This window comes from Methyloparacoccus murrellii, assembly GCF_054657115.1.
On record NZ_BAAHXD010000052.1, the window covers coordinates 1 to 21,118 of the forward strand.

Below are 21,118 nucleotides of genomic sequence, written 5' to 3' on the forward strand. Positions count from 1 at the left end.
CTAGGTGGCCTCTGTCATGCTTTCCAATATATTTATATGGCTTTCTTGTTCTGCTGAATCTATCGATATGGGTGCTGTGGCCGGGCTGGCACGCGGGCCCCTTGCCCCGGAACTCGCAGGGCGGCCTCCAGTCGTAGGTTTCCGCGGCCCGGCTGACCAGCGGTCGGGAGCCGGGAGGTTTCGGCACGGCCCGACGGGGGCGTTGCCGGCGCTGGCTTCGGCGCCGCTCCGGGGGAAACCCTGCGGTTTCCCGTATGCCCCCTGACCGGTCATGACCGGTCCCACGAGGTCAACGCCATGAAAGTCAGCCACATCATGTTCGCCAGTGTGATCGCCGCCGTGTTGGGCGACGTCCTGCTGCTCAGCCACAATCGCAGCGAGGAGGACGAGTGGGCGGTCTTCCGCGAGAGTCATCACTGCAAGCCGCTCGGCGTGACCGACGGCAGCAATCGCGCGGGCTATCAGTGCGACGATGGCCAGATCCATTATCGCTGGCGACAGATGCGCTGACCGGGCGGGCCGGGCGGCGCCGCCCGGTGTCATCAGTACCGGAACACGATCCGGGCGGGAAGTTCGCGGATGGTCGGCGGGCTTTGCGTGACGGGTACCGGGACGCCGTTGACCGTGATGGCCACCGGTCGCGAGGGCAGCGGCGGATCGACGACCAGGCCGTCCGCCGGCACCTCCAGCCCCGCCGCCACGGTCATGCGGGTCTCGCCGGGCGAGGCCTTGAGGTGGTAGCTCAGCCTGCCGAACGGCGTCCGCAAGCCGGTAATGCCCGATCCGCCCGGCGTCTCCAGCCAGGCACGCGGCAATCCGGCCGCCAGCACCAGGCGCCGGCCGGCCTCCTCGTAGGCGAACTGTGACAGGAAGGCCTGGATGAACTCCGCGCCCACCCAGGTGTGCGGCAGGTCGCCGATGAAATTGGCCGGCGCCGGGTCCCGCCATACCACCTCGGGCCACTGGTTCCAGGCCACCGGCCGGCGGCCGTCCAGCAGGGCGCGCAGCGTGCCCTGGGCGGCGTCGCGCTCGCCCAGCCTGACCATCGCCGAGACATTGCGGAATTCGTAGGGGGTATAGGCCTTCCACAGGGATTCCCCGCGGCTCCTGGCCTCCACCTCGGCGAAATAGCGCCGGAAGGTTGCCCTCAGCGTCGGCAGGAGCGCGGGCGAGGCCGTCAGGCCAAGCACCGGCGCGATCGCCGCGGAGGTCGGGTCGAGGTCGCCCAGTTCGGCGGCGCCCGGCAGGTAGTCGACCTTGAACCGTGCCTGCGTCAGTCCGATCGACTGCTCGACGTCCGCCCGCATGGCCTTGCCGATGTCGGCATAGCGGGCCGCCCGCCCGGCATCGCCCCGCTGGGCGGCGAGCCAGGCCGCGTCCTCGAATCCCCGCAAGGCCCAGAAATCGTCCCAATACGCGTGCACGGGATGCCCGATATAGCCCTCGCGGCTGGCCGATTCGGGCAGCAGTCCGAAGAAGCGCCTGGCCTCGCCCTGCGCATAGGCTGGCGCCAGCCGTTGCTGGCGCAGGGCGATCAGGTACTCGACGCTGCGCACGACGTTCGGCCACAGCCGCTCCAGGAACGGCCGGTCATGCGTGTAGCGGACATAGCTGGCGACGGTGTAGACGAATTCTCCGGCGCTGTCGTGCTCGATCATGCTGTCCGGCCCCCAGGGGTCGAGGCAGCAGGGAATGGCCCCGTCGGCGCCCTGGTAGCGGACGAATCCGTCGATGAATTCGCGCACCTCCGCGGCATGCCCCAGCGCCAGCAGCGCGGACGAGGTGACGGCGGCGTCGCGAATCCAGGTGCGGCCATAGCGCCGCGAGCCGGGCCGCAGCGCCGGGCCATCGCGGTTGACGAGGATATGGGCCAGTGTCGAGCGCAGGGCCCGGACCCCGTCCTCGGCGGATGGCGGCACCTGGAATTGCACCCGGTCCACCTGCGCCGCCCAGCCGGCCAGCACCCTGTCGCGGGCCCGCGTCCAGAATCCGGCCGCCTTGCCGGCATCGGCAAGCCGGCGTGCCGCGCCGGCCTCCTCCCGGGCGGGCAGGGCCAGGACCAACGCCCGCTTGCCGCCCGGCGGCAGGGATATGTGATAGCGCAGCGCGCCGCTGGCCTTGCCGGCGGCATCGTCCACCGCGGTGGTTGCAGGAACCTGGTCGCGCGCCAGCAGGCTGGTCAGCGGCGCCTCGTCGAACCCCAGCACGCCGACCCGGTCGGGCGGGGCCAGCGGGATGACCGCCGGGTGGCCATCGACCCACAGGCAGCCGTTCCGGTAGCGCAGGCGGTGGATCGACGACACCCCGCCGGCGGTGTGGGTGGCCTGCCAGGGCGGGTTGACCAGGAACGGCCGGACGGCCAGGAACAGGCTGGCCTCCAGCGGCCGTTGCCCGTGGTTCTCGACCTCGTAGCGGGCCAGCAGGTCTTCCGGACTGTCGCTGCCGGCCAGGGCGGTGACGGTCACGGTCACCTCGCCCTGGGTGAGACGCACCGACGGGACCGGCAGATCGCCACGCGCCAGCGAGGGCGTGCTCTGGGCGTCGGCCCAGGTGTGCAGCCGGCCATCGAAATACAGGAAGGGTTCGATGGTGAAGGCACCCTCGTCGGTTTCCAGCTGGCCGTCGACGCTGAGCAGGGCCTCCCGCCGCGCGCCCGCGCGTTCGCTGCCGGCACTGCCGGCGATTGTCCAGTAGCTCTGCTCGCCGAGCAGATAGCGCGGGTAGCGTCCCCGTTCCGCATCCCGGGCGATGCGTTCGAACAGCGGTGTCGAACTGGCGCTGAAGGCGAGCGGGGCGACCTCCAGGCGGCGCAGCCCGAAGCCCTGCCCGCGATGGCTGCGGAGCAGGCGCAGCCTGAGGAAACGCGATTCCGATTCCGGCAGCGGCAGGTAGTCGCGGCCGCCGTTGCCGTGGGTGACGGTATAGGCCGGCTCCCACTGTCTGCCGTCGTCCGAGCGCTCCACCACGTAATGGCTCGCGTAGTCGTCCGCGTCCCAGTCCAGGACCAGGCCACCGTATTCGCGGGGCGCGGCGAAATCCAGCTGGAGCCATTGTGGGCGTCGGCCCGGGGCGCTGTGCCAGCCCGGTCCGTCGGCGCTCGCCAGCAGCCGGTCGGCGGACCGGTCGGGCAGCGCGCTCGAGGCCTTGACCGCCATGGCGCCCGTGTCGGGGCGGTCCGGCGGGCGCGGCTCCAGGCCCAGATCGTCGATCCAGATCGAGCCGCGGCTGCCCGCGCCCCGGCCGATCACGAACTCGACGAGGCCCAATGCCTGCGGCTTGCCGCCGGCCGCCGGACCCCAGCCGAACGCGAACTGCCGCTGCTTGACGCGGATCGTCCGCCAGGCCGGCGGAACCCGGAACTCGGGGTGCTCGTAGCGCCAGACATTCTGCCCGGAGGCGTCGACCAAGCGCACTTCCAGCGGCTGCGTCGCCGTGCCCCGCAGGCGGAACGTCACCGCGTAATTGTCCGGCAGGGTCAGCGGCAGATGTCTGTGGACGATGATCTCGCCGCCACCCTGGGTGAAATCGAAATCGACGCGCATCGACGAGCCCTGCCGGTCCCGTTCCCGGGCGATCGCCGCCCTGGCTTTGCCGGCCGGGATGGTGGCCCATTCGGCGACACTGTCGAAACTGTCGACGAAACTGTCGAGCCGCTGCGCCGTATCCGCCGCGTGGGCGCCGGCCGGCAGGGCGATGAGCAGGAGCGCCAGCACCTTCATGGGTGATCCCGGCGCTGCCGCCAGCGCACGCATGCCTTGCGGGTTTCCTCGGCGGCCAGAAACAGCCACGGCGTCGCCAGTACCGGCAGCCACTGGGCCGGCGCCAGTGCCCGCTGGCCGAGCACGGCGGCAATCGGCGGCAGGTAGACGAAGGCCAGCAGCAGGAGCAGTCCGACCGCCACCGCCGCCAGCAGCAGGCGATTCGCGAGCGGCCCGATGCGGAACAGGGAGGCCGGATTCGACCGGCACGCGAAGGCATTCGCCATCTGCATGACGACGATGGCGGCGAACACCAGTGTCGACAACAGCGCCAGATCCGGACCTTGCATCGGCCATGGCATCCGCGGCCAGTCGAGGAACAGCCAGGCGCCCAGCGGCAGCATGGCCATCGACAGCAGCGCCTCGATCGGCCCGAGGAAGCCGAAGGCGCGCCCGAGCAGCCGGTAGTCCAGCAGGCGGGCGTCCCGCGCCCGCGGCGGACGACGCATGGCAGAGGGTTCCGGCCGCTCGGCGCCGAGCGCGAGCGCGGGCAGCAGATCGGTGCCGATGTCCAGGGCCAGTACCTGCAGGACCGAGATCATCAGCGGAATCTCGCCGCCGGAGAGGGCCCAGACGACAAAGGGTGCGAGTTCGGCGACATTGTCCGTGAGATGGTAGGTGAGAAAGCGCTTGATATTGTCGAAGGCGGCGCGGCCTTCCTCAACCGATTCGACGATATGGGCGAAATTGTCGTCGAGCAATACCAGGTCGGCGGCCTCGCGGGCGACATCGGTGCCGCCCTTGCCCATGGCCACGCCGATATCGGCCTGACGCAGGGCGGGGGCATCGTTGACACCGTCGCCGGTCATCGCCACCACCTCGCCGAGATCCTGCAGGACCCGGGCGATGCGCAGCTTGTCCTCCGGCGCCACGCGCGCCAGCACCGGCGGTTCGCCGGCCAGCAGCCGGGCCAGGTCCGCGTCCTCGGCGGGGAGTTCGCTGCCGAGCAGGACCTGCCCGGCCGGAATGCCGGCCTCCCGCGCCACCGCCAGCGCGGTGGCCGGGTGGTCCCCGGTGATCATGACGATCCGGATGCCGGCGGCGCGCGCCTTGTCGATGGCGTCCGGCACCTCGGGGCGCACCGGGTCCGCCATGCCGACCAGACCGGCGAAGACCATGTCCAGCTCCGCCTCGGCGGCCGTTTCCGGCAGCTTGCCGGGGGCCATCTCGCGCCGGGCGAAGGCCAGCACCCGCAGGCCCTGCTGCGCCAGGCCATCGACCTCGGCCATGATCCCCGCGCGCGCCGCCTCGTCCAGGGGCGCGCCGTTTCCAAGCCCGCGGCAGAGCGGCAGGATGGCTTCGGGAGAGCCCTTGGCCAGGACCTCGTAGGCGCCGCTGGCCAGGTGGTGCACGGTGCTCATGCGCTGGCGCGCCGACTCGAACGGAAATTCGCGCAGCCGGGGCATGCGTCTTTCCATGTCCTGGCGTTCCACGCCGCCTTTCCGGGCCAGGACCAGCAGGGCGCCCTCGGTCGGATCGCCGACACAGCGCCAGCGGCCGTTGACCGGCTCGACGCGGGTGTCGCCGCACAGCGCGGAGGCCAGCAGCAGCGGTCGCAGGTCGGCGCGCTCGCCATCGTTCAGCGGCCGTCCCGCCGCGCTCAGGATGGCGCCGCCGGGCTCGTAGCCGGAACCGGTGGTGCGGAACCTCTGCCCGGGAATGATCGCTTCCCGGGCGGTCATCTCGTTGCGGGTGACGGTGCCGGTCTTGTCGGTGCAGATCACCGTGGTCGAGCCGAGGGTCTCGACCGACTCCAGGCGGCGCACCAGCGCGCCGCGCCTGGCCATCCGGGTGGCGCTCATGGCCAGCGACAGGGACAGCGTCGGCAACAGTCCTTCGGGCACCAGGGCCACGATGACGCCGATCGAGAACAGGATGCCGTCATGAACCGGCGTGCCCAGGGAAATCGCCACGCCGAAAAAGATCAGGCCGGTTGCGATCGCCAGGCCGGCAATCAGGCGCACGGCCCGGTTGAGCTGCTTCCTCAGCGGGGTTGGCCGTTCGGCGATCTGCCCGGTGAGGGCCGAGATGCCGCCCAGCCGGGTGGCCGCCCCCGTGGCCACTACGATTGCCGTGGCCGACCCGGAGGTGACGAAGGTGCCGGCGAAGACGACATTGCCTGCCTGCAGGGTGTCGGCCGGCGCCGTCGTCAGCGCTCCGGCGGTCCTGGGCAGCGGTTCCGACTCGCCGGTCAGGGTGGACATGTCGACCTTGAGTTCGGATGAGCGCAGCACCCGGGCGTCGGCCGAGATGCGGTCGCCCTCCTTCAGCAGGAGGATGTCGCCCGGCACCAGCTCGGTCGCCGGAAGGGTGAGCTTGCGGCCGGCGCGGCGGATCGTGGCCTGGTCCGGCACCAGCGCGGCCAGCGCCACGGCGGCGCGCTCGGCGCGGTATTCCTGCACGAAGCTGAAGGCCCCGTTGACGAGGATGACGACAATGATGGCGATGCCCAGCTGCGGCATGCCGCCCAGGAAGCACAGCAGGGCCGCGGCCCAGAGCATCAGCGCGAAGAAGTGCACCATCTGGTCGAGCAGCTTCCGGGCCAGGCCCGGGCCGTGGTGCTCGGGCAGCCGGTTGGGGCCAAGGCGGCGCAGGCGGTCGGCGGCCGCCTCGCCGGAAAGTCCGGCCCGCGACGCGCGCAACTGGGCTATGACCGCCTCGTCGGTGGCCATGGCCGCTTGCAGCAGCGACAATTGCTGGCGTGAAGGATCGTCGGCCATGGGGTGTCTCCGATGCCGCCTGGACGTCAACCTGCCGAAGGACCGGCAGAACCGCTGGGCGGCGTCCCGTTGCCGCCGCGTGCCGATAGTTATGGACCCGACCCGGCCTCGGCGCAACGGGTCCGCTACCCGGCTCCCGACACCAACTCCAACTCCGCATCCATGAATCCGTCAATCGAAAAGCTCAAGAACCTGCTGGCCGGTCCCGATCTGCTGACGATGCCCTGCTGTTTCGACGGCCTGTCGGCGCGGCTGGTCGAGCAGGCCGGTTTCCCACTGACCTTCATGAGCGGCTTCGCCGTGTCGGCGGCCCGCCTGGCCCGCCCCGATACCGGCCTGATCTCCTATGGCGAGATGCTGGATCAGGGGCGCGCCATCCTCGAGGCGGTCGGCATTCCGGTCATCGGCGACGGGGACACCGGTTACGGCAATGTCGCCAACGTCCGGCGCACCGTCGAGGGCTACGCCCGCGCCGGCTTTGCCGGGATCATGATCGAGGACCAGGTGGCGCCCAAGCGATGCGGCCACACCCGGGGGAAGGCGGTCGTCGAGCGCGCCGAGGCCTGCGCCCGCATCCGGGCCGCCGTGCAGACCCGCGACAGCGGCGCCGGGATTCTCGTCATGGCGCGCACCGATGCCCGCGCCACGGAGGGTTTTGCCGAGGCCCTCTGGCGCATGCAAGCGTTCGCCGATCTGGGTGCCGACATCCTGTTTCTCGAGGCGCCGCAGGACGAGGCCGAAATGGAACGCTTCTGCAACTCGGTGCCGGGCCCCAAGATGGCGAACATGCTGGAGGAGGGCGTCACGCCCATTTTGCCGCCGGCGCGGCTGGCCGAGCTGGGCTACAGCATCGCCGCCTATCCCCTGACCCTGCTGGCCACCGCCGTATATGCGATGCGCGTGGCCCTGGCCGATCTGGCCGCCGGCCGCACCCCCGAGCGCCGGGTCGACTTCGGGACCCTCCGCGACATCGTCGGCTTCGACGCCCATGACGACTGGCTGGCGTCATTCGACCGGCGGTGACGCCAAGGGGCGGGTGAGCCAGCGCTGAGACCGCCGGGAACCCCGGAAACCCCGGAAACCCTGCGGCCGGGTCAAGGCCCATCGCACAGCTGCCGCAGGCGCGGGAACAGCACTTCGTTCTCCAGGTAGATGTGGTGCATCAGGTGGGTTTCCAGCTCCTCGAGGGCCTGGAACGCGATGCGGTAGGTCGAGCAAGCATCGGTGGGCGGGGTGAAATCGGCGCTGAGTTCGCGAAGCTGCCGCAGCAGGGCGCCAAGGGCCTTGTGCTCGCGCCGGTTTCTGTCGATCAGTTCGCCGATCGACGCGAAGTCGGCCGGCGACGGCATGGCCTGTTCCGGCGCGGGGTGGTGCAGCGCCTTGATGCAGGGGAGCAGGATGTCTTCCTCCTGGAGCAGGTGCGATGCCAGGATCGCCTGCAGTTCGGCGAAGCCGTCGGCCAGCGGTTGCAGCTCCGGATGGGCGCCACCGTGCTGGGCGAGTACCTTGCCCAGAAGGGTCTGAATGCGGGGCAGTCTGGCCCGGGTGAAGCGATGGTGCCGGCCCGAGATGAAGCCGGCCTGTTCGGTCACCGTCTGTTGCTCGGGTGCCAGCAGGCTTTCGCCTTGCGCCCGCACCAGGGCGCCGAAGACGTCGTCCAGGTCGAGCTGGTTTCGCCGGCACGCTTCCGCCAGCGTCTGTTCGCCCATGCAGCAGGCATCGAGGCGATAGGTTTCCAGCACCCTGGCGGCGGCGGAACCGGACAGGGCGATGTCTCTGAGCGTCATGGCGGTGTTGATGGTCATGGCGTGGCTGTCTGCGGTGGTGGGACGGTCGGGCAACCCGGCCGGCATTGTATGCGGCATGCCGGTGGCATCGGCCGTGGAGACGATGGCAGCGAATCGGGGGAGTGTCTCCGCCCGGTCGCCCGGGCCCCTAGGCGTCCTGCCGGCGCCATTGCTCATGTCCGTGGGCAAGGGCTTTTTAATAATTTCGAAATGGGAGAGACTAGCAATATTTGATGAGCAATCATAAATACAGTTTTTCGACCGTATTTGTGATCCGATATTTCCTGCCGGCAGGACCATTGTCCGCCGCGATTTCCGGCTGCCTGCAAGCCAGCAACCCCTTGGCCGGATTTGGCCTGTCGGGGCCGCGGGACAGGGAATTTCCGGGCCGCGGGCGTGTCTGCACGCCACTTTGGGCCGCATGCGAAAGGGTTTCTCCCGGTAGGTGGTTCCCTGCCGCAGGCCCGGTACCGGACGCCGTGGCCGGGTCGGGCCCAGGTTCCCGGGATATGTCGCCCTCTCTTGTGCCACCTGATCGTATTTCCGCGCCGCCATGACGATCCTTGAGCAGCTCCGCTTGGCGATGGCCTATGTGGGGCTTGGGGCCATCGGGCTGATGCTGGCGATAGCCCCCGGGTATGCCAGCCCGATATTTCCCGCCGCCGGCCTGGCGCTGGCCGCCGTGCTCAATCATGGCCGATCCGCCCTGCCGGCGCTATGGCTGGGGTCCTTTGTCCTGAATCTGGCGCACACCGTCATCCATGGTGTCCTCGACCCGGCCAGCACCTGGGCGGCGGCCATCATCGCCCTCGGGTCATCTATGCAGGCCTGGTCGGGCAGCCTGCTCGTGCGCCACGGGCTGGGCACGGCCTGGCGGCGGCTCGAAACCGAGCGGGATACGCTCCGGTTCCTGTTCTTCGGTGGCTTCCTGGCCTGCACCATTGCCGCCTCCATCAACGCCCCGGCACTCCTTGCCATCGGCATCATCCACAGGGCCCAGTTCGCCTTTACCTGGTGGAACTGGTATGTCGGCGATTTGCTGGGTGTCCTGATCTTTGCGCCGCTGACCATCTGTTTTGTCTGCTCCCGGGAAACCTTATGGCGCGAACGCTGCAAGAAAATGGCCGCCCCGGTGATCCTGACGCTTGGGCTGACGGCACTGGCCTTCATGGGGGTTGCCCGATGGGAGGAATTGATCCAGAGGCAAAACCTCGAGAGCGACGGGGAAAAAATCGCCAAGCATATTGCCGACCGGCTGGTCACCCACCGGGAGGTCCTGGCATCCCTGAATCATTTCATCCAGGCGCGGCCGGATTTCACCTTCCAGGAATTCGAAACGTTTACCCGGGTAACCCTGCGGGACAATCCGGATATCTTTGCCCTCAGCGTCAACGATCTGGTGCCCGACGGGCAGCGGGCCGCCTACGAGCGGGCGATGAGCGAGCTGTCACCCCTGGGGGCCTTCCGTATCACCGACCGGGACAGCCGCAAGCAGCCGATTCCTTCGGCCCATCGCCTGTTTCATGTGGTCGTCCGCTACATCGTGCCGCTGGCCGGCAACCATGAGGCGGTCGGCTTCGATATCAATTCCGAGCCCATCCGCCAGGACGCCATCGCGCGGGCCATGGCCAGCGGCAGGATGGCGGTCACCGCGCCCATCCGCCTGGTGCAGGAAAAACAGTCGCGGGTTGGCGTGCTCGAGCTCGACCCCATCCTCGAACATCCCCTGTCCGGGATCCGGGGCGTTGCCGACGTGCGCCGTTTCGCGGTCTCCGTGGTCAAGGTCGACCAGATGCTCGAGATCGCCACGCGCGGCCTGGTGCCGGAGGGCCTGTCGTTCCGGGTGACCGATGCCCGCGAGGCCGGCCCCCATGGCCTGTTGTACCGGTCCGCCGCGACCGGGGACGCGGCGACGCCCGCGGATGTCCGGCACCGGGATGCCCCGGAATGGACGACATCCCTGCACATGGCCGACCGCGAGTGGCTGCTCACGGTCGCCGCCGACGAAGCCTATCGACAGCACCAGCGCCCCTGGCTGGCCTGGGCCGTGGGCGTGGTCGGCTTGCTGTTTACCGCGCTTTTGCAGATTCTGCTCCTGGGCATGACGGGCCGGGCGGCGCTGATCCGGCAGCAGAACGACATCCTGCAGGCCAGCCAGGCGCAACGGCTGCTGGCCGAGCAGAAGCTGCAAGCCCTGAACAGCCGGCTCGAGCAGCGCGTGGCGGCGCGCACCGAGGCCCTGGCCCGGAAATCCACCGAGCTGGCCATTGCCGAGGAACGCATGCGCCTGGCGCTGCAGGCCAGCAACGGGAGCCTGTGGGACTGGAATGTCACGACCGGGGAAACCTATTGCAACCCGGCCTACTACCGCATGCTGGGCTACGATCCGCAAGAACTGGGAAGCGGCATCCAGGGCCATCTCGTCGAACTCCTGCACCCGGAAGACAGGGAGCGGGTCTTCACCCTGATCCGCGAGCGGCTGGTGTCTCCCGGCAGTTTCGAGGTCGAGTTCCGCCTGCGGGATAAGGGCGGCCACTATCATTGGATGCTCAGCAAGGGACATACGGTTGACTGGGATACCCGCGGCAGGCCCGTGCGCGCGGTGGGAACCCATACCGACATTACCGAGCGCAAGGCGGCCGAACTGGCCCTGCAGCAAAGCGAGCTGAGATATCGGGACCTGAGCAACCTGCTGGAGAAGAAGGTGGCGGAGCGCACGGAGCAGCTGGCGGAAGCCAGTGCCGCCAAGAGCACCTTCCTCGCGCACATGAGCCATGAGCTGAGGACCCCGATGAACGCCATACTGGGCTTCGCCCAGATACTCAAGCACGACCTGTTGACGCCCGATCAGGTGGAGATGGTGACCACGATCCATGAGGCGGGCGAAAACCTCATGACGATCATCAACGACATCCTCGATCTGTCCAAGATCGAATCGGGGCAGCTGCGCATGGAGCGGCAGGAATTTACCCTGACCGCCCTGCTTGACCGGGTTCAGCGGCTGCTGCGCAACATGGCCAGGGTCAAGGGGCTGGGCTTTCATCTGCGGCCGCCGGAACAGGAACTGGGCACTCTCTATGGCGACCCCCAGCGGCTCCAGCAGGTGCTGATCAACCTGGCCGGCAATGCCATCAAGTTTACCGAGCGGGGCAGCGTCCAGATTCTGGTGATTGCCGAGAGCGCGCAGGGCCATTCCGCGCGCGTGCGCTTCGAGGTCAGGGATACCGGCATCGGCATCGCTGCCGACGTCCTGGCAAGGCTTTTCCAGCCGTTCAACCAGGGCGATGCCAGCATCACGCGGCGGTTCGGCGGTACCGGTCTGGGGCTGGTCATCAGCAAGGGGCTGGTGGAACAGATGGGCGGCCAGATGGGCGTCGTCAGCCGGCTGGGGCAGGGCAGCACCTTCTGGTTCGAGATTCCGTTCGACCGGGCCGTGCAGGAATATCCGGCGGCGATCCGGCTGGTCCCGAAGCCCAGGCCGCCGGCCAGCGGCCGCCTGGCCGGGACAAGGGTGTTGGTGGTCGAGGACAACCTCATCAACCAGCGTCTGGCCCGGCGCGTTCTCCAGCAGCAAGGCGCCATCGTCGGACTCGCGGGCAATGGGCAGGAGGCGCTGGACACCCTGACCAGCCAGCCGCACGGCTTCGACATCGTGCTGATGGACATCCAGATGCCGGTCATGGACGGACTGACCACCGCCCGGGAAATCCGCAAGCACGACACCCTCAAGGACTTGCCGATCATCGCCCTGTCGGCCGGGGTCCTGCCCGAGGAACGCGAGGCCGCCTTCCGGGCCGGCATGGACGATTTCCTCGCCAAGCCGCTGGATCTGGACCAGCTGACCGAGGTATTGCCCCGTTACTGCCAATCTCCCGCTCCCGGCCCGGAAGCGGCCGGGGCGAGGGAGCTGACGTGAGATGAGCCGGCTGTAGCCCCTGCGCCGGTGGCCCCGCAGGGTCCGCGAGAGCCACCGGGGTGCATCACCGGGGCAGCCGGTCCATCCAGTCCAGGGTAGCCCGGATCATGTCCCGGTAGACCGAGTCCTGCTCCAGGCCGAGCACTTTCGGCACCTTGAAACCGTGATCGCCGCCCGCGACGATCTTCAGGGCGGCGGGGCCGGCCAGTTGCGGCAGCTGCGCTTGCAGCAGGTCAAGGTCGCACAGGGCATCCCGGGTGCCTTGCAGGAACAGGGCCGGGCAGTGAATGTCCGGCCAGTGCCCGGTGCGAATCCTGTCAGGCTGCCGGGCCGGATGCAGCGGGTAGCCGAGGAACACCAGCCCGTCGCATGGCAGGCCGTGGGCCACGGCCAGCGAAGCCATCCGGCCACCCATACTCTTGCCGCCCAGCAGCAGCCGACCCGGCCGCCAGCTGGGGTGATGCCTGACGGCGCTGGCGACGGCCACCCAGGTCTGTTCCAGCACCGCCGGGCGGTCCGGGGCCTTGCGTCCGGATTCGGTATAGGGGAAGTTGAAGGTGACGCTGAGCAGGCCGGCCCTGGCAAAGGCCCGGTGAAAACAGCGCATGAACGGATGGTGCATGTCGTTGCCCGCCCCGTGCGCCAGGATGATGGCGTCGGACTGGCCCGGCACGAAGCGGTCCGGCATGGCCCAGAGCGCGGTGATGTCGGTGCCCGGCCGGACGCGTATCGTGTGCGAGTGCTCCTGCATGGCGGCGTTCCCGTGGTGGTGGTCCAGGTGGCGGCCGGCCCCGTCACTCGCGCCGGAGCGTGCTGCCCACCCAGGTATGCCGGACCGCCATCTGGATTTCCCCCAGGAACAGGACCAGCGCCAGGATCAAGGTGCACATCGCCAGCACGAACAGCACGCCGAGGGTTGCCGAGGGATCGAAGTGCAGCAGGCCGCCGAGAAACAGCAAGGCCACCAGCGTGCAGATCAGCAGGGCACTGGCGACGCACAGGCCGACCGCCGAGCCGGCCAGCTTCAGGCGCCGAAGCTGAACCTTCAGTTCGACCCGTGATATCTCGACCGCTTGTCCGGCCTCGATGAGCGTCTCGAGCCGGCGGGCGCGATCCACCAGGCGGGCGATACGGATGCTCAGGACGTTGATGAAACTGCCGATGCCGGTCAGCAGAAAGACGGGGGCCACCGCCACCTTGATCAGTTCGGCGATATCGGCGACGTCGTAGTAGCTTTCGATCATGGTGCGTCGGCAAGGTTGCGCGGCACCGGTTCGCGGGTGCCGCAGGGTATCCGTTCATCCACGCACCGGCAGTCTGCCGGCATCAGGGCCGGCTCGCCATCGGTCCCGGACCGCTGGCCGAAGGCCGACTCGAACCAGTCCGTCAATGCCCGTGCCTGCCCAAGGTCGCGCAGGCCACGCTGTACGCGATCCTGATTGCCCCACACCACCTCCGCCAGCTCGCCGCTGGCGACACGCGCCTCGATGTCCCGGCAGTACAGGCCCAGGTCCCGCTCGACGTAGAAACCGTAGGTCCGGCACGCCACGGGGCGATAGGCATAGACGCGGCAGGCGCCAGCGGTGCGATCCAGCAGCGGGCAGACCAGCGGGCGCTGCGGCGTCGCGGCCAGGGACCGGAGCGCCTGGCGGATGCTGTCGAGTTGTGCCGGTGGCAGCGCGTTCAAGCCCTGGTGGAGCAACGCCCACTCCGCGGGCGTCAGTTGCGGCATCTCCGCCAGGCGCCGGCAGCAGCCATCGCAGCCGCGGCGGCAGAGCCAGTCGGGGTGCGCCGCGCGAATCGCCTCGACGCGTGCCGCGATGTCGGCATGGAGTCGGGCGAGCGTCATGGCTGGCCGCCGGCTATCGGGGCGGCATCCCGGGCGATGCGGGCAGCGTGAGGGTCCGGCATGTTCAGATCGGCAGGATGGAGGGTCGACGTCCAGACGCGGCCCGGCGCAGGTCGGCATCGCCCCGCCCGCCGGCGTCCCAAGGGGTCACTTGATACCCAATAACGACGCATTGTTCAACAGGTGCCGGCCGCCGTGTGCGGGTCCGTCCTAGGCACCGCCGGGACGCCGCCGTCCGCCGCAAAACGGATCGAGGCTCGGGTGTCCAACCCGCGCAACCCGTGGCAAACGGCTCGTTTGCGGAACAGTGCCAAAATTCGCCTTGATGATGCGCGAAGCCATAGAATGACGACCGTCCCGAGGGTTCGAGATGGGCCTTGCCGTCCAGCCGCAAAGGGCGGGATCGGCATGGCCTGCCGTTGCGGGCCTTGCGCCACGCCATTTTCGCTTCCCAGCGGGCAACCCGACCCTTTCCTCCATTTGTCCTGTGAGTTTTTCAACGTGAGCGACAGATTCCGCCCAAGGATTCCCCGTACCTTCTTCCTGCTGGCGTTGCTGCTGGTGCAGGGCTGCGCGTCGATCTACAAGCCGCAGAACGAGCCGATTAGCAAGATCGACAACAGCAAGGGGTACCGGATGCGGACCACGCGCAACGGCGATTTCGGCGATCACCTCATCTTCATGGCGTTCTCCGGCGGCGGTACCCGCGCGGCAGCGCTTTCCTACGGGGTATTGAAGGAGCTGCGCGATACGCAGGTCAATTCGCATCAGCAGCGCGTGCGGCTGCTGGATGAGGTCGACACCATCAGCTCGGTGTCGGGCGGCAGCTTTACCGCCGCCTACTACGGCCTGTTCGGCGACAAGATCTTCACGGATTACGAAGGGGTCTTCCTGCGGCAGAGCATCCAGGGCACGCTGATCCGCAAGCTGTTCAGTCCGGCCTATTGGTGGAACAGCCTTTTCAGCGGCTTCGACCGCACCGAGATGGCCATCGACTATTACGACCGGCAAATCTTCGAGGGCAAGACCTTTGCCGATTTCAACCTGAGGCAGGGACCTTTCATCGAGATCAATGCCACCGATCTGGGGGTCGGCAACCGTTTCTCCTTCATCCAGGGTTTCTTCGACCTGATCTGCTCGGACCTGGACCAGATGTCCATCGCCCGTGCGGTGACGGCCTCCTCGGCGGTGCCGATCGCGTTCCCGACCGTGGTGCTCAAGAACTACGCCGGGCAATGCGACCAGCGTGACTCGGGGCTGGTCAAGTTCTTCGACCGGTACAGCGGCGAAGACCCGCGGGTCAAGGAAATAAAGGACCGCATCGCCTCCTACCTGGACGGCAAGAGCCGCCCCTACATCCACCTGGTGGACGGCGGCATCAGCGACAACCTGGGCCTCAGGGCCTTGACCGACCGCATCGAGACGCTGGGCAGCGGACTGATCTTCGAGACCCTGCACAAGGTGCCGAGGAACATCCTGGTCATCTTCGTCAACGCTCAGGTGAAGCCGGAGCGCGGGATCGACCGCTCGGCGGAAAAGCCCTCGATCACCGATACCATCGATGCCTTCTCGGACGCGCAGATGTCGCTCTACAACGACGAGACCCGGCTGCTGATCCAGCGAAAGCTGCAAGAGCTGAAGGATCACATGCACGAGCGGGGCCATGAGGTGAACGTCTATCTCTCCGAGGTCTCGTTCGAGTCCGTCCAGGCGAAGACCCTGAGGACCTACCTCAACAGCCTGCCGACGACCCTGGAGCTGTCCGACCAGGATGTCGACATGCTGATCGATGCCGCTGCCACCATCCTTCGCGGCAATCCCGGTTACCGCAACTTCCTGGAGGCGAATGGCGGCCTGCGGTTCAGCCACCCCACCCATGCCGGGGATGGCCGTCCGCCGGTGGTGAAGGCCGCCGCACCTTCCGCCAGGCCATAGCCATCGGGGCCGGCTTCATTCGAAGCGTGCGCTGACCTTGCGGCGGCCATCCATCTGCACCTGGCAGGCGGGATCGGTGCCGCTGCAACCGTCGCCCCAGCCGACGAAGCGATGGCCGGCGGCCGGGGTGGCGCTGAGGGTGACGGCGGTCCCGGCGGTGAAGCGCGCTTGGCAGCGGCGGGCCTGGTTGCCGCATGTCAGGCCCGCCGGTGCGCTGGCGACGCTGCCGAAACGGGTTTTGCCGAGGTCGAGGGTGTATTTCGGCAACGGCTTGAACTGCGCCTGTACCGTGGTCGTCGGCCGGGTCAGGGTCACCGTGCAGCGCGACCCCTCGGCGGCCGGGCATCCCGTCCATTTGCCGGACTGGTAGCCTGCCTTCGGGGTGGCGCTCAGGGTGACCACGGCATCCTTGCCAAAGGCTTGCTGGCAGTTTATCTCCTGGCCGCCGCAGCTGATGCCTGCCGGCTCGCTGCTGACCAGGCCGTTGCCCGGGCGCTGGACCTTGAGCTTGTAGTCGGCCGAGGCCACGAACCGGGCCGATACCTCGCGATTCTGGTTCATCCGCAGTTCGCAAGCCTTGGTGCCCTGGCAGGCGCCCGACCAGCCGAGGAAATTGCTGTCCGCGGCTGGCGCGGCGAGCAGCGTGATCTTGGTGCCCTCCAGGAAGCTCGCGTTGCAGGTCTTGCCGCAGTCGATCCCCGATGGGGTGCTGGTGACGGCGCCGGCCCCGGGCGTGCCGGTGCGGCTTACCTTGAGCGTGTAATGCTGGGCAACATAGCGGCCCAGACTGGCCTGCACGATTCCGACAGCACCATGATTGGCCAGCCAGACCACGGCTGCGCGGTTCTTGCCCTGCATCGTCACCTGCGGCAGTTCCGCTTTCTGGCTGGCCTGGCTCAGGACGGCGCTCGGCGACCAGCCGCCGTCCTGGTAATGACTGCCGCGGATGAGGTCCAGCGTACCGTTGGAGCGTGTCCAGGCAGCCGTCGCGTTGCCGCTGGCATCCATCGCGATGCGGGGAAAGGCCGCGTTGAGGTTGGCGACAAAGTCCGGCAGTTCGTTCCAGGCCCCGCCCTGATAGCGCCGGCTGCGGATCACCCAGACGCCGTCCGGACGCTGCTGCATCCACATGGCCATGGCAACGCCCGCCAGGCTGGCGGCGACCTGGGGGCTGTTCGCGTTTTCCCCGAGTGGACTCAGCAGGGTTGCCTGGCTCCAGCCGCCGTTGGCGAAGCGCCGGCTGAGCACGTAGTAGAGACCGCCGCCACCGGCCTGCAGCCAGACCACCGTGACCTCCCCGTTTTCGTCCACTGCCAGCTGCGGCTGCCTGGCGATACCGTCCATGGTGGTCAATGGCACGACGGTGGTCCACTGTCCGTTCTCGAAGTGGATGCTCTCGATGCTGCTGAACGAGCCCAGGCTGCTGGTCCAGACGACCGTCACATGGCCGCCCGGGCCGATCGCCACCTGTGGCTCGGAAGCGTTTTCCTGTGACCGGCTCAGCTGGTAGACCCTGCTCCAGTTGCCGTCCAGCAGCAGGCGGGCCTGCAGCACGCGGCTGTTGCCGGCCACGCTGATCCAGGTCGCGACCGCCTGACCGGTGGCGTTCATCGCGACGCGGGGGGTATCCGGGAGGATGCCCGGTTCACTGAGCGCCAGTGGCGTATTCCAGCCGGCAGCCTCGCGGCGGTAGAGGGCGGTTGCAACCGCTTCGGTAATGCCGTCGGAATTGACCCAGACAGCCCGCGCATTGCCGTTCCCGTCCATGGCGACGTCCGGCTGGGCGGCATTTTCCCCCAGCCGGTTGACCCGGGTGGTCGGCCCCCAGGTGCTGTTGTCCAGCTGCGCGCTCTGCAGGACCAGGTTGTTGCCATTGTTGAGCACCCATACCGCCGCCGCCTGGCCCGCCTGGTTGCCGGCGATCCGTGGCGGTCGCGCGTTGCGCAGGCTGCTGCTCAGGTTGCGGATGTCGTCGGACCAGATCCAGCCGGCCCGGCAGGTGGACACGAGGCTGAGGGCGATCAGCAACAGCAGGGCCAGCCGCCGCGCGGTGGCCTTCGGACGGGTATGGGCAGTCATGGATGGGTCCCCCTTCGAATTGTTCGTGAAACCACCGTGGTGTCAGGGGCATCCAGCATACCAAGCGGCAAGCCAGAAGATCAGGCGGTTTATCCTTTTATCTGGCGCCGCTTATTGCCCTGCTTCCGCGCTCTGCGAATCCACCCAGTCCAGGCTGCGGGTCACGGCCTTTTTCCAGCCGCCATACAGGGCAGCCTGCCGGTCGGCCTCCATCCGCGGTTCCCAGATCCGGTCGGATTGCCAGAGCCGGCGAAGCTCCGTCAGGTCGCGCCAGAGGCCGACCGCGAGCCCGGCTGCATAGGCCGCGCCCAGTGCCGTCGTTTCCGCGATGCGCGGGCGGATGACGGGCGCGCCCAGCAGGTCGGCCTGGAACTGCATCAGCAGCTCGTTGCCGACCATGCCGCCATCGACCTTGAGATGGCTCAGGGCATGGCCGGCGTCGAGCCGCATGGCGTCGAGGATTTCGCGGGTCTGGTAGGCGGTGGCTTCCAGGGTGGCGCGCGCCAGATGCCCCTTGTTGGCGTAGCGGGTCAGGCCGACGATGACGCCGCGGGCATCGTCGCGCCAGTAGGGTGCGAACAGACCGGAAAAGGCCGGGACGATATAGATGCCGCCGTTGTCGGGGACGGTCAGGGCCAGCGCCTCGATCTCGGCCGCCGACCGGATCAGCCCGAGATTGTCGCGTAGCCACTGCACCAGCGAGCCGGTCACGGCGATGGAGCCTTCCAGCGCGAAAACGGGCGCAGCCCCCTCCAGCTGGTAGGCGACCGTGGTCAGCAGGCCATGGGTGGAGCGCAGTCGCTGCTCTCCCGTGTTGAGCAGCATGAAGCAGCCGGTGCCGTAGGTATTTTTGGCCTCGCCCACCGCGAAGCAGGTTTGCCCGAACAGGGCCGCCTGCTGGTCGCCGAGGATGCCGGCCACGGGAACGCCCGAGAGGCAGCCGCGGGCAGTGCCGTGCCTGGCCGACGAGGGCCGGATGGTGGGCAGGAGGCTGCGCGGGATCGCCATCGCCTCCAGCAGTTCCTCGTCCCAGTCCAGCGTGTCGAGGTTCATCAGCAGCGTGCGCGAGGCGTTGCTGGGGTCGGTCACATGTACGCCCCCGGTCAGGTTCCACACCAGCCAGGTATCGAGGGTGCCGAACAGGAGTTCGCCGCGCCGGGCCCTTGCCCGTGCGCCGGGGACGTGATCCAGCAGCCATTGCAGCTTGGGACCGGAGAAGTAGGTGGCGATCGGCAGGCCGGTTTTGTCGCGCAGCCGGTCCGCCCCGGCCGCGCCGGCCAGCCGCCGGCACAGCGCCGCGGTGCGGGTGTCCTGCCAGACGATGGCGGGATGGATGGGCTGGCCGGTTGCCCGGTCCCAGACCACCACCGTCTCGCGCTGATTGGTGATGCCGACGGCGGCAACGTCATGGGACTTGCAGCCGGCCTGGGCCAGGGTTTCCCGGATGAGCCGCTCGCTGGTGTGCCAGATTTCCAGCGCATCATGCTCGACCCAGCCGGGCCGGGGATAAAACTGCCGATGCTCGGTTTGGGCGACGGCGACCATGCCGCCCCCACGGTTGAACAGGATGCAACGGGTACTGGTGGTGCCTTGATCGATGGCCAGCAAATAGTCGGACATGACGCCTGGGTGGGCAGCGGTGGGTCGGGGAATGCGGCAGAATACCGGAGCCATGGCCGCGAATGGAATGCCTCCTCAACCCCGGTTCCGTCCACCCATCCGCTTGCGGCAGACCGGCCGCCGGGGCGGGTCGGCGGCTGGATCGCCCTGGGGAAGGGCCGCACCGCTGTTGCCGGCCTGCCTGATCCTGTGGCTGTGCCGTCCGGGGTGGTCGATTGCCGGGGAGGATTGGCAGGCGCGGGCCTGGAGCACCTTCTATTATACCGACGATGTCGCTCTCTTCTCCGCGTCGCGCCGCTTGTCGCTGAATGCCGATCCGACCCAGCCGGCGCTGGACGATCGGCTGACGGGGCAGGGCAGCGACGGCGTTTTCGAACCGGGCCTGAAACTTTCCAGAAATTTCCGGACCGATTTCGGCACAACCCGGCTTGAGGCCAGCGGCGATGGCTATGTCTACCTGACCCGCACGCAGTTCACGCATGGCACCCTGCGACTACAGGCGCAGCAGGCCTTTACCGACACCACCGCGCTGAACCTGATCTATTACTACAGCCCCGATCTGTACCTGGGCGAGAATCTGGTGCGCCAGCCGGGACTGTTGCCGGCGGCGGCCGAGCCGGATGCCGAAGCGGGGCCTCTCGCCCCCGAAGTCCTGACCAGCAACATCGTCTCCCTGAGGCTGGATCAATCCCTGACGTCGACGCTCGGCTTCCAGCTGCTGGCCCGATACGGTAGCCGTCGCTACGACCCGGCCTTTGCGCAGCGCGATCTCGATTTCTGGACCCTGGGGCCTCACCTGAGCTGGAAGCCGCTGGCGGAGCTGACCTGGCTGGTCGGCTATCACTTCGAGCGCGGTCTGGCGGACGGACGCAGACAGCCCTGGCTGGCGGACGATGTCTCCTATGACAACAACTTTGTTTCCACCGAGCTGGAATACGAGTTTGCCGAACGCAACCGCCTGACGCTGGGACTGCACTACGAACTGAATGACTGGCTCAGCCGGCAGGCCCGCGACGCCCGCTATGGCACCTGCGAGAACGTCTATCAGGGTGAGATACTGCTCAGCCATGACTTCAGCGCACTTACCCGGCTATATGGCGGTGTTCAGTATTCCAGCCGTTCGATCAATACGGATGATCCCGCGATCACCAATCTCAATGTCGCCTTCGGTATCCGGATGGATTTCTGAATCGGCGGGCGGCGCGGTGGTTCTGAACGGGGATTCCGGTCCATCCCGGCGCGATATCCTCCGCGTCTGATCCGTCCGGGGCGCGAGGTTTGAGCCGGACCCATGCGGTTTGTGCGCCTATCCGGGGCACCACTGTCCCATGCCTGAGGCGTTGTAGTCGGCCCTGAACAACCGCTGCAGCCCGCATGAATGCTGGCTTTTGGGGTGAGCACGAAGGTTCAGAACTCCCCGAATGAATTCCACTAGGTGCCAGTTTCTGGGAGAT

General features: G+C 68.0%; 13 protein-coding genes. 5 read left to right on the forward strand and 8 right to left on the reverse strand.

All coding sequences use genetic code 11. From position 1 onward, the window contains the following. The first annotated feature begins 297 nt into the window (after positions 1–297). A complete protein-coding gene (locus ACYQ1H_RS13220) occupies positions 298–510 on the forward strand; it encodes a hypothetical protein (protein ID WP_460028512.1) in 213 nt (70 codons plus the stop codon). Positions 511–542: 32 nt separating this feature from the next. Here ACYQ1H_RS13220 and ACYQ1H_RS13225 read toward each other — a convergent pair whose 3' ends face one another. Both ACYQ1H_RS13225 and ACYQ1H_RS13230 read right to left on the reverse strand, forming a co-directional pair. Continuing rightward, positions 543–3,752 carry a discoidin domain-containing protein gene (locus ACYQ1H_RS13225; RefSeq protein ID WP_460028513.1) on the reverse strand — a complete coding sequence of 1,070 codons (3,210 nt, stop codon included), beginning with the start codon at positions 3,750–3,752 and terminating at the stop codon, positions 543–545. Then, entirely contained in the window at positions 3,716–6,478 is a 2,763-nt protein-coding gene (locus ACYQ1H_RS13230; protein WP_460028514.1) for a cation-translocating P-type ATPase, read from the reverse strand. Before ACYQ1H_RS13230 ends, ACYQ1H_RS13225 begins: the two co-directional genes overlap by 37 nt. 162 nt (positions 6,479–6,640) lie before the next feature. Here ACYQ1H_RS13230 and ACYQ1H_RS13235 point away from each other — a divergent pair, with 162 nt between their 5' ends. After that, positions 6,641–7,501, forward strand: coding sequence for an isocitrate lyase/PEP mutase family protein (locus tag ACYQ1H_RS13235; RefSeq protein ID WP_460028515.1), 861 nt, complete (start codon positions 6,641–6,643; stop codon positions 7,499–7,501). A 71-nt stretch (positions 7,502–7,572) separates the two neighbouring features. Here ACYQ1H_RS13235 and ACYQ1H_RS13240 read toward each other — a convergent pair whose 3' ends face one another. Then, on the reverse strand, positions 7,573–8,283 hold the full coding sequence (locus ACYQ1H_RS13240; protein WP_460028516.1) for a DUF542 domain-containing protein: 711 nt from the start codon (positions 8,281–8,283) through the stop codon (positions 7,573–7,575). Between the two features lie 535 nt (positions 8,284–8,818). On the opposite strand from ACYQ1H_RS13240, the gene ACYQ1H_RS13245 reads away from it, so the two are divergent. After that, positions 8,819–12,181 (forward strand): CHASE domain-containing protein, encoded by a 3,363-nt coding sequence (locus tag ACYQ1H_RS13245; RefSeq protein WP_460028517.1) that lies wholly within the window; start codon positions 8,819–8,821, stop codon positions 12,179–12,181. A 64-nt stretch (positions 12,182–12,245) separates the two neighbouring features. Here the strand turns inward: ACYQ1H_RS13245 and ACYQ1H_RS13250 are convergent, their stop codons facing one another. From ACYQ1H_RS13250 to ACYQ1H_RS13260, 3 genes are read right to left on the reverse strand one after another with little or no spacing between them, the layout of a single operon-like run. Then, positions 12,246–12,932 (reverse strand): alpha/beta hydrolase family protein, encoded by a 687-nt coding sequence (locus tag ACYQ1H_RS13250; protein ID WP_460028518.1) that lies wholly within the window; start codon positions 12,930–12,932, stop codon positions 12,246–12,248. A gap of 43 nt (positions 12,933–12,975) precedes the next feature. Continuing rightward, positions 12,976–13,425, reverse strand: coding sequence for a DUF2721 domain-containing protein (locus ACYQ1H_RS13255; protein ID WP_460028519.1), 450 nt, complete (start codon positions 13,423–13,425; stop codon positions 12,976–12,978). Next, entirely contained in the window at positions 13,422–14,030 is a 609-nt protein-coding gene (locus tag ACYQ1H_RS13260; RefSeq protein ID WP_460028520.1) for a YkgJ family cysteine cluster protein, read from the reverse strand. The genes ACYQ1H_RS13255 and ACYQ1H_RS13260 overlap by 4 nt, the downstream gene beginning before the upstream one ends. Before the next feature lie 501 nt (positions 14,031–14,531). On the opposite strand from ACYQ1H_RS13260, the gene ACYQ1H_RS13265 reads away from it, so the two are divergent. Continuing rightward, positions 14,532–15,965 carry a patatin-like phospholipase family protein gene (locus ACYQ1H_RS13265; protein WP_460028521.1) on the forward strand — a complete coding sequence of 478 codons (1,434 nt, stop codon included), beginning with the start codon at positions 14,532–14,534 and terminating at the stop codon, positions 15,963–15,965. Positions 15,966–15,980: 15 nt separating this feature from the next. On the opposite strand, the gene ACYQ1H_RS13270 is transcribed toward ACYQ1H_RS13265, so the two are convergent. Both ACYQ1H_RS13270 and glpK read right to left on the reverse strand, forming a co-directional pair. After that, a complete protein-coding gene (locus tag ACYQ1H_RS13270; RefSeq protein ID WP_460028522.1) occupies positions 15,981–18,044 on the reverse strand; it encodes an InlB B-repeat-containing protein in 2,064 nt (687 codons plus the stop codon). 111 nt (positions 18,045–18,155) lie between these two features. Next, positions 18,156–19,664, reverse strand: coding sequence for a glycerol kinase GlpK (gene glpK / locus ACYQ1H_RS13275; protein ID WP_460028523.1), 1,509 nt, complete (start codon positions 19,662–19,664; stop codon positions 18,156–18,158). 169 nt (positions 19,665–19,833) lie between these two features. On the opposite strand from glpK, the gene ACYQ1H_RS13280 reads away from it, so the two are divergent. Then, positions 19,834–20,853 carry a TonB-dependent receptor gene (locus ACYQ1H_RS13280; protein ID WP_460028524.1) on the forward strand — a complete coding sequence of 340 codons (1,020 nt, stop codon included), beginning with the start codon at positions 19,834–19,836 and terminating at the stop codon, positions 20,851–20,853. The last annotated feature ends 265 nt before the right edge of the window (positions 20,854–21,118 follow it).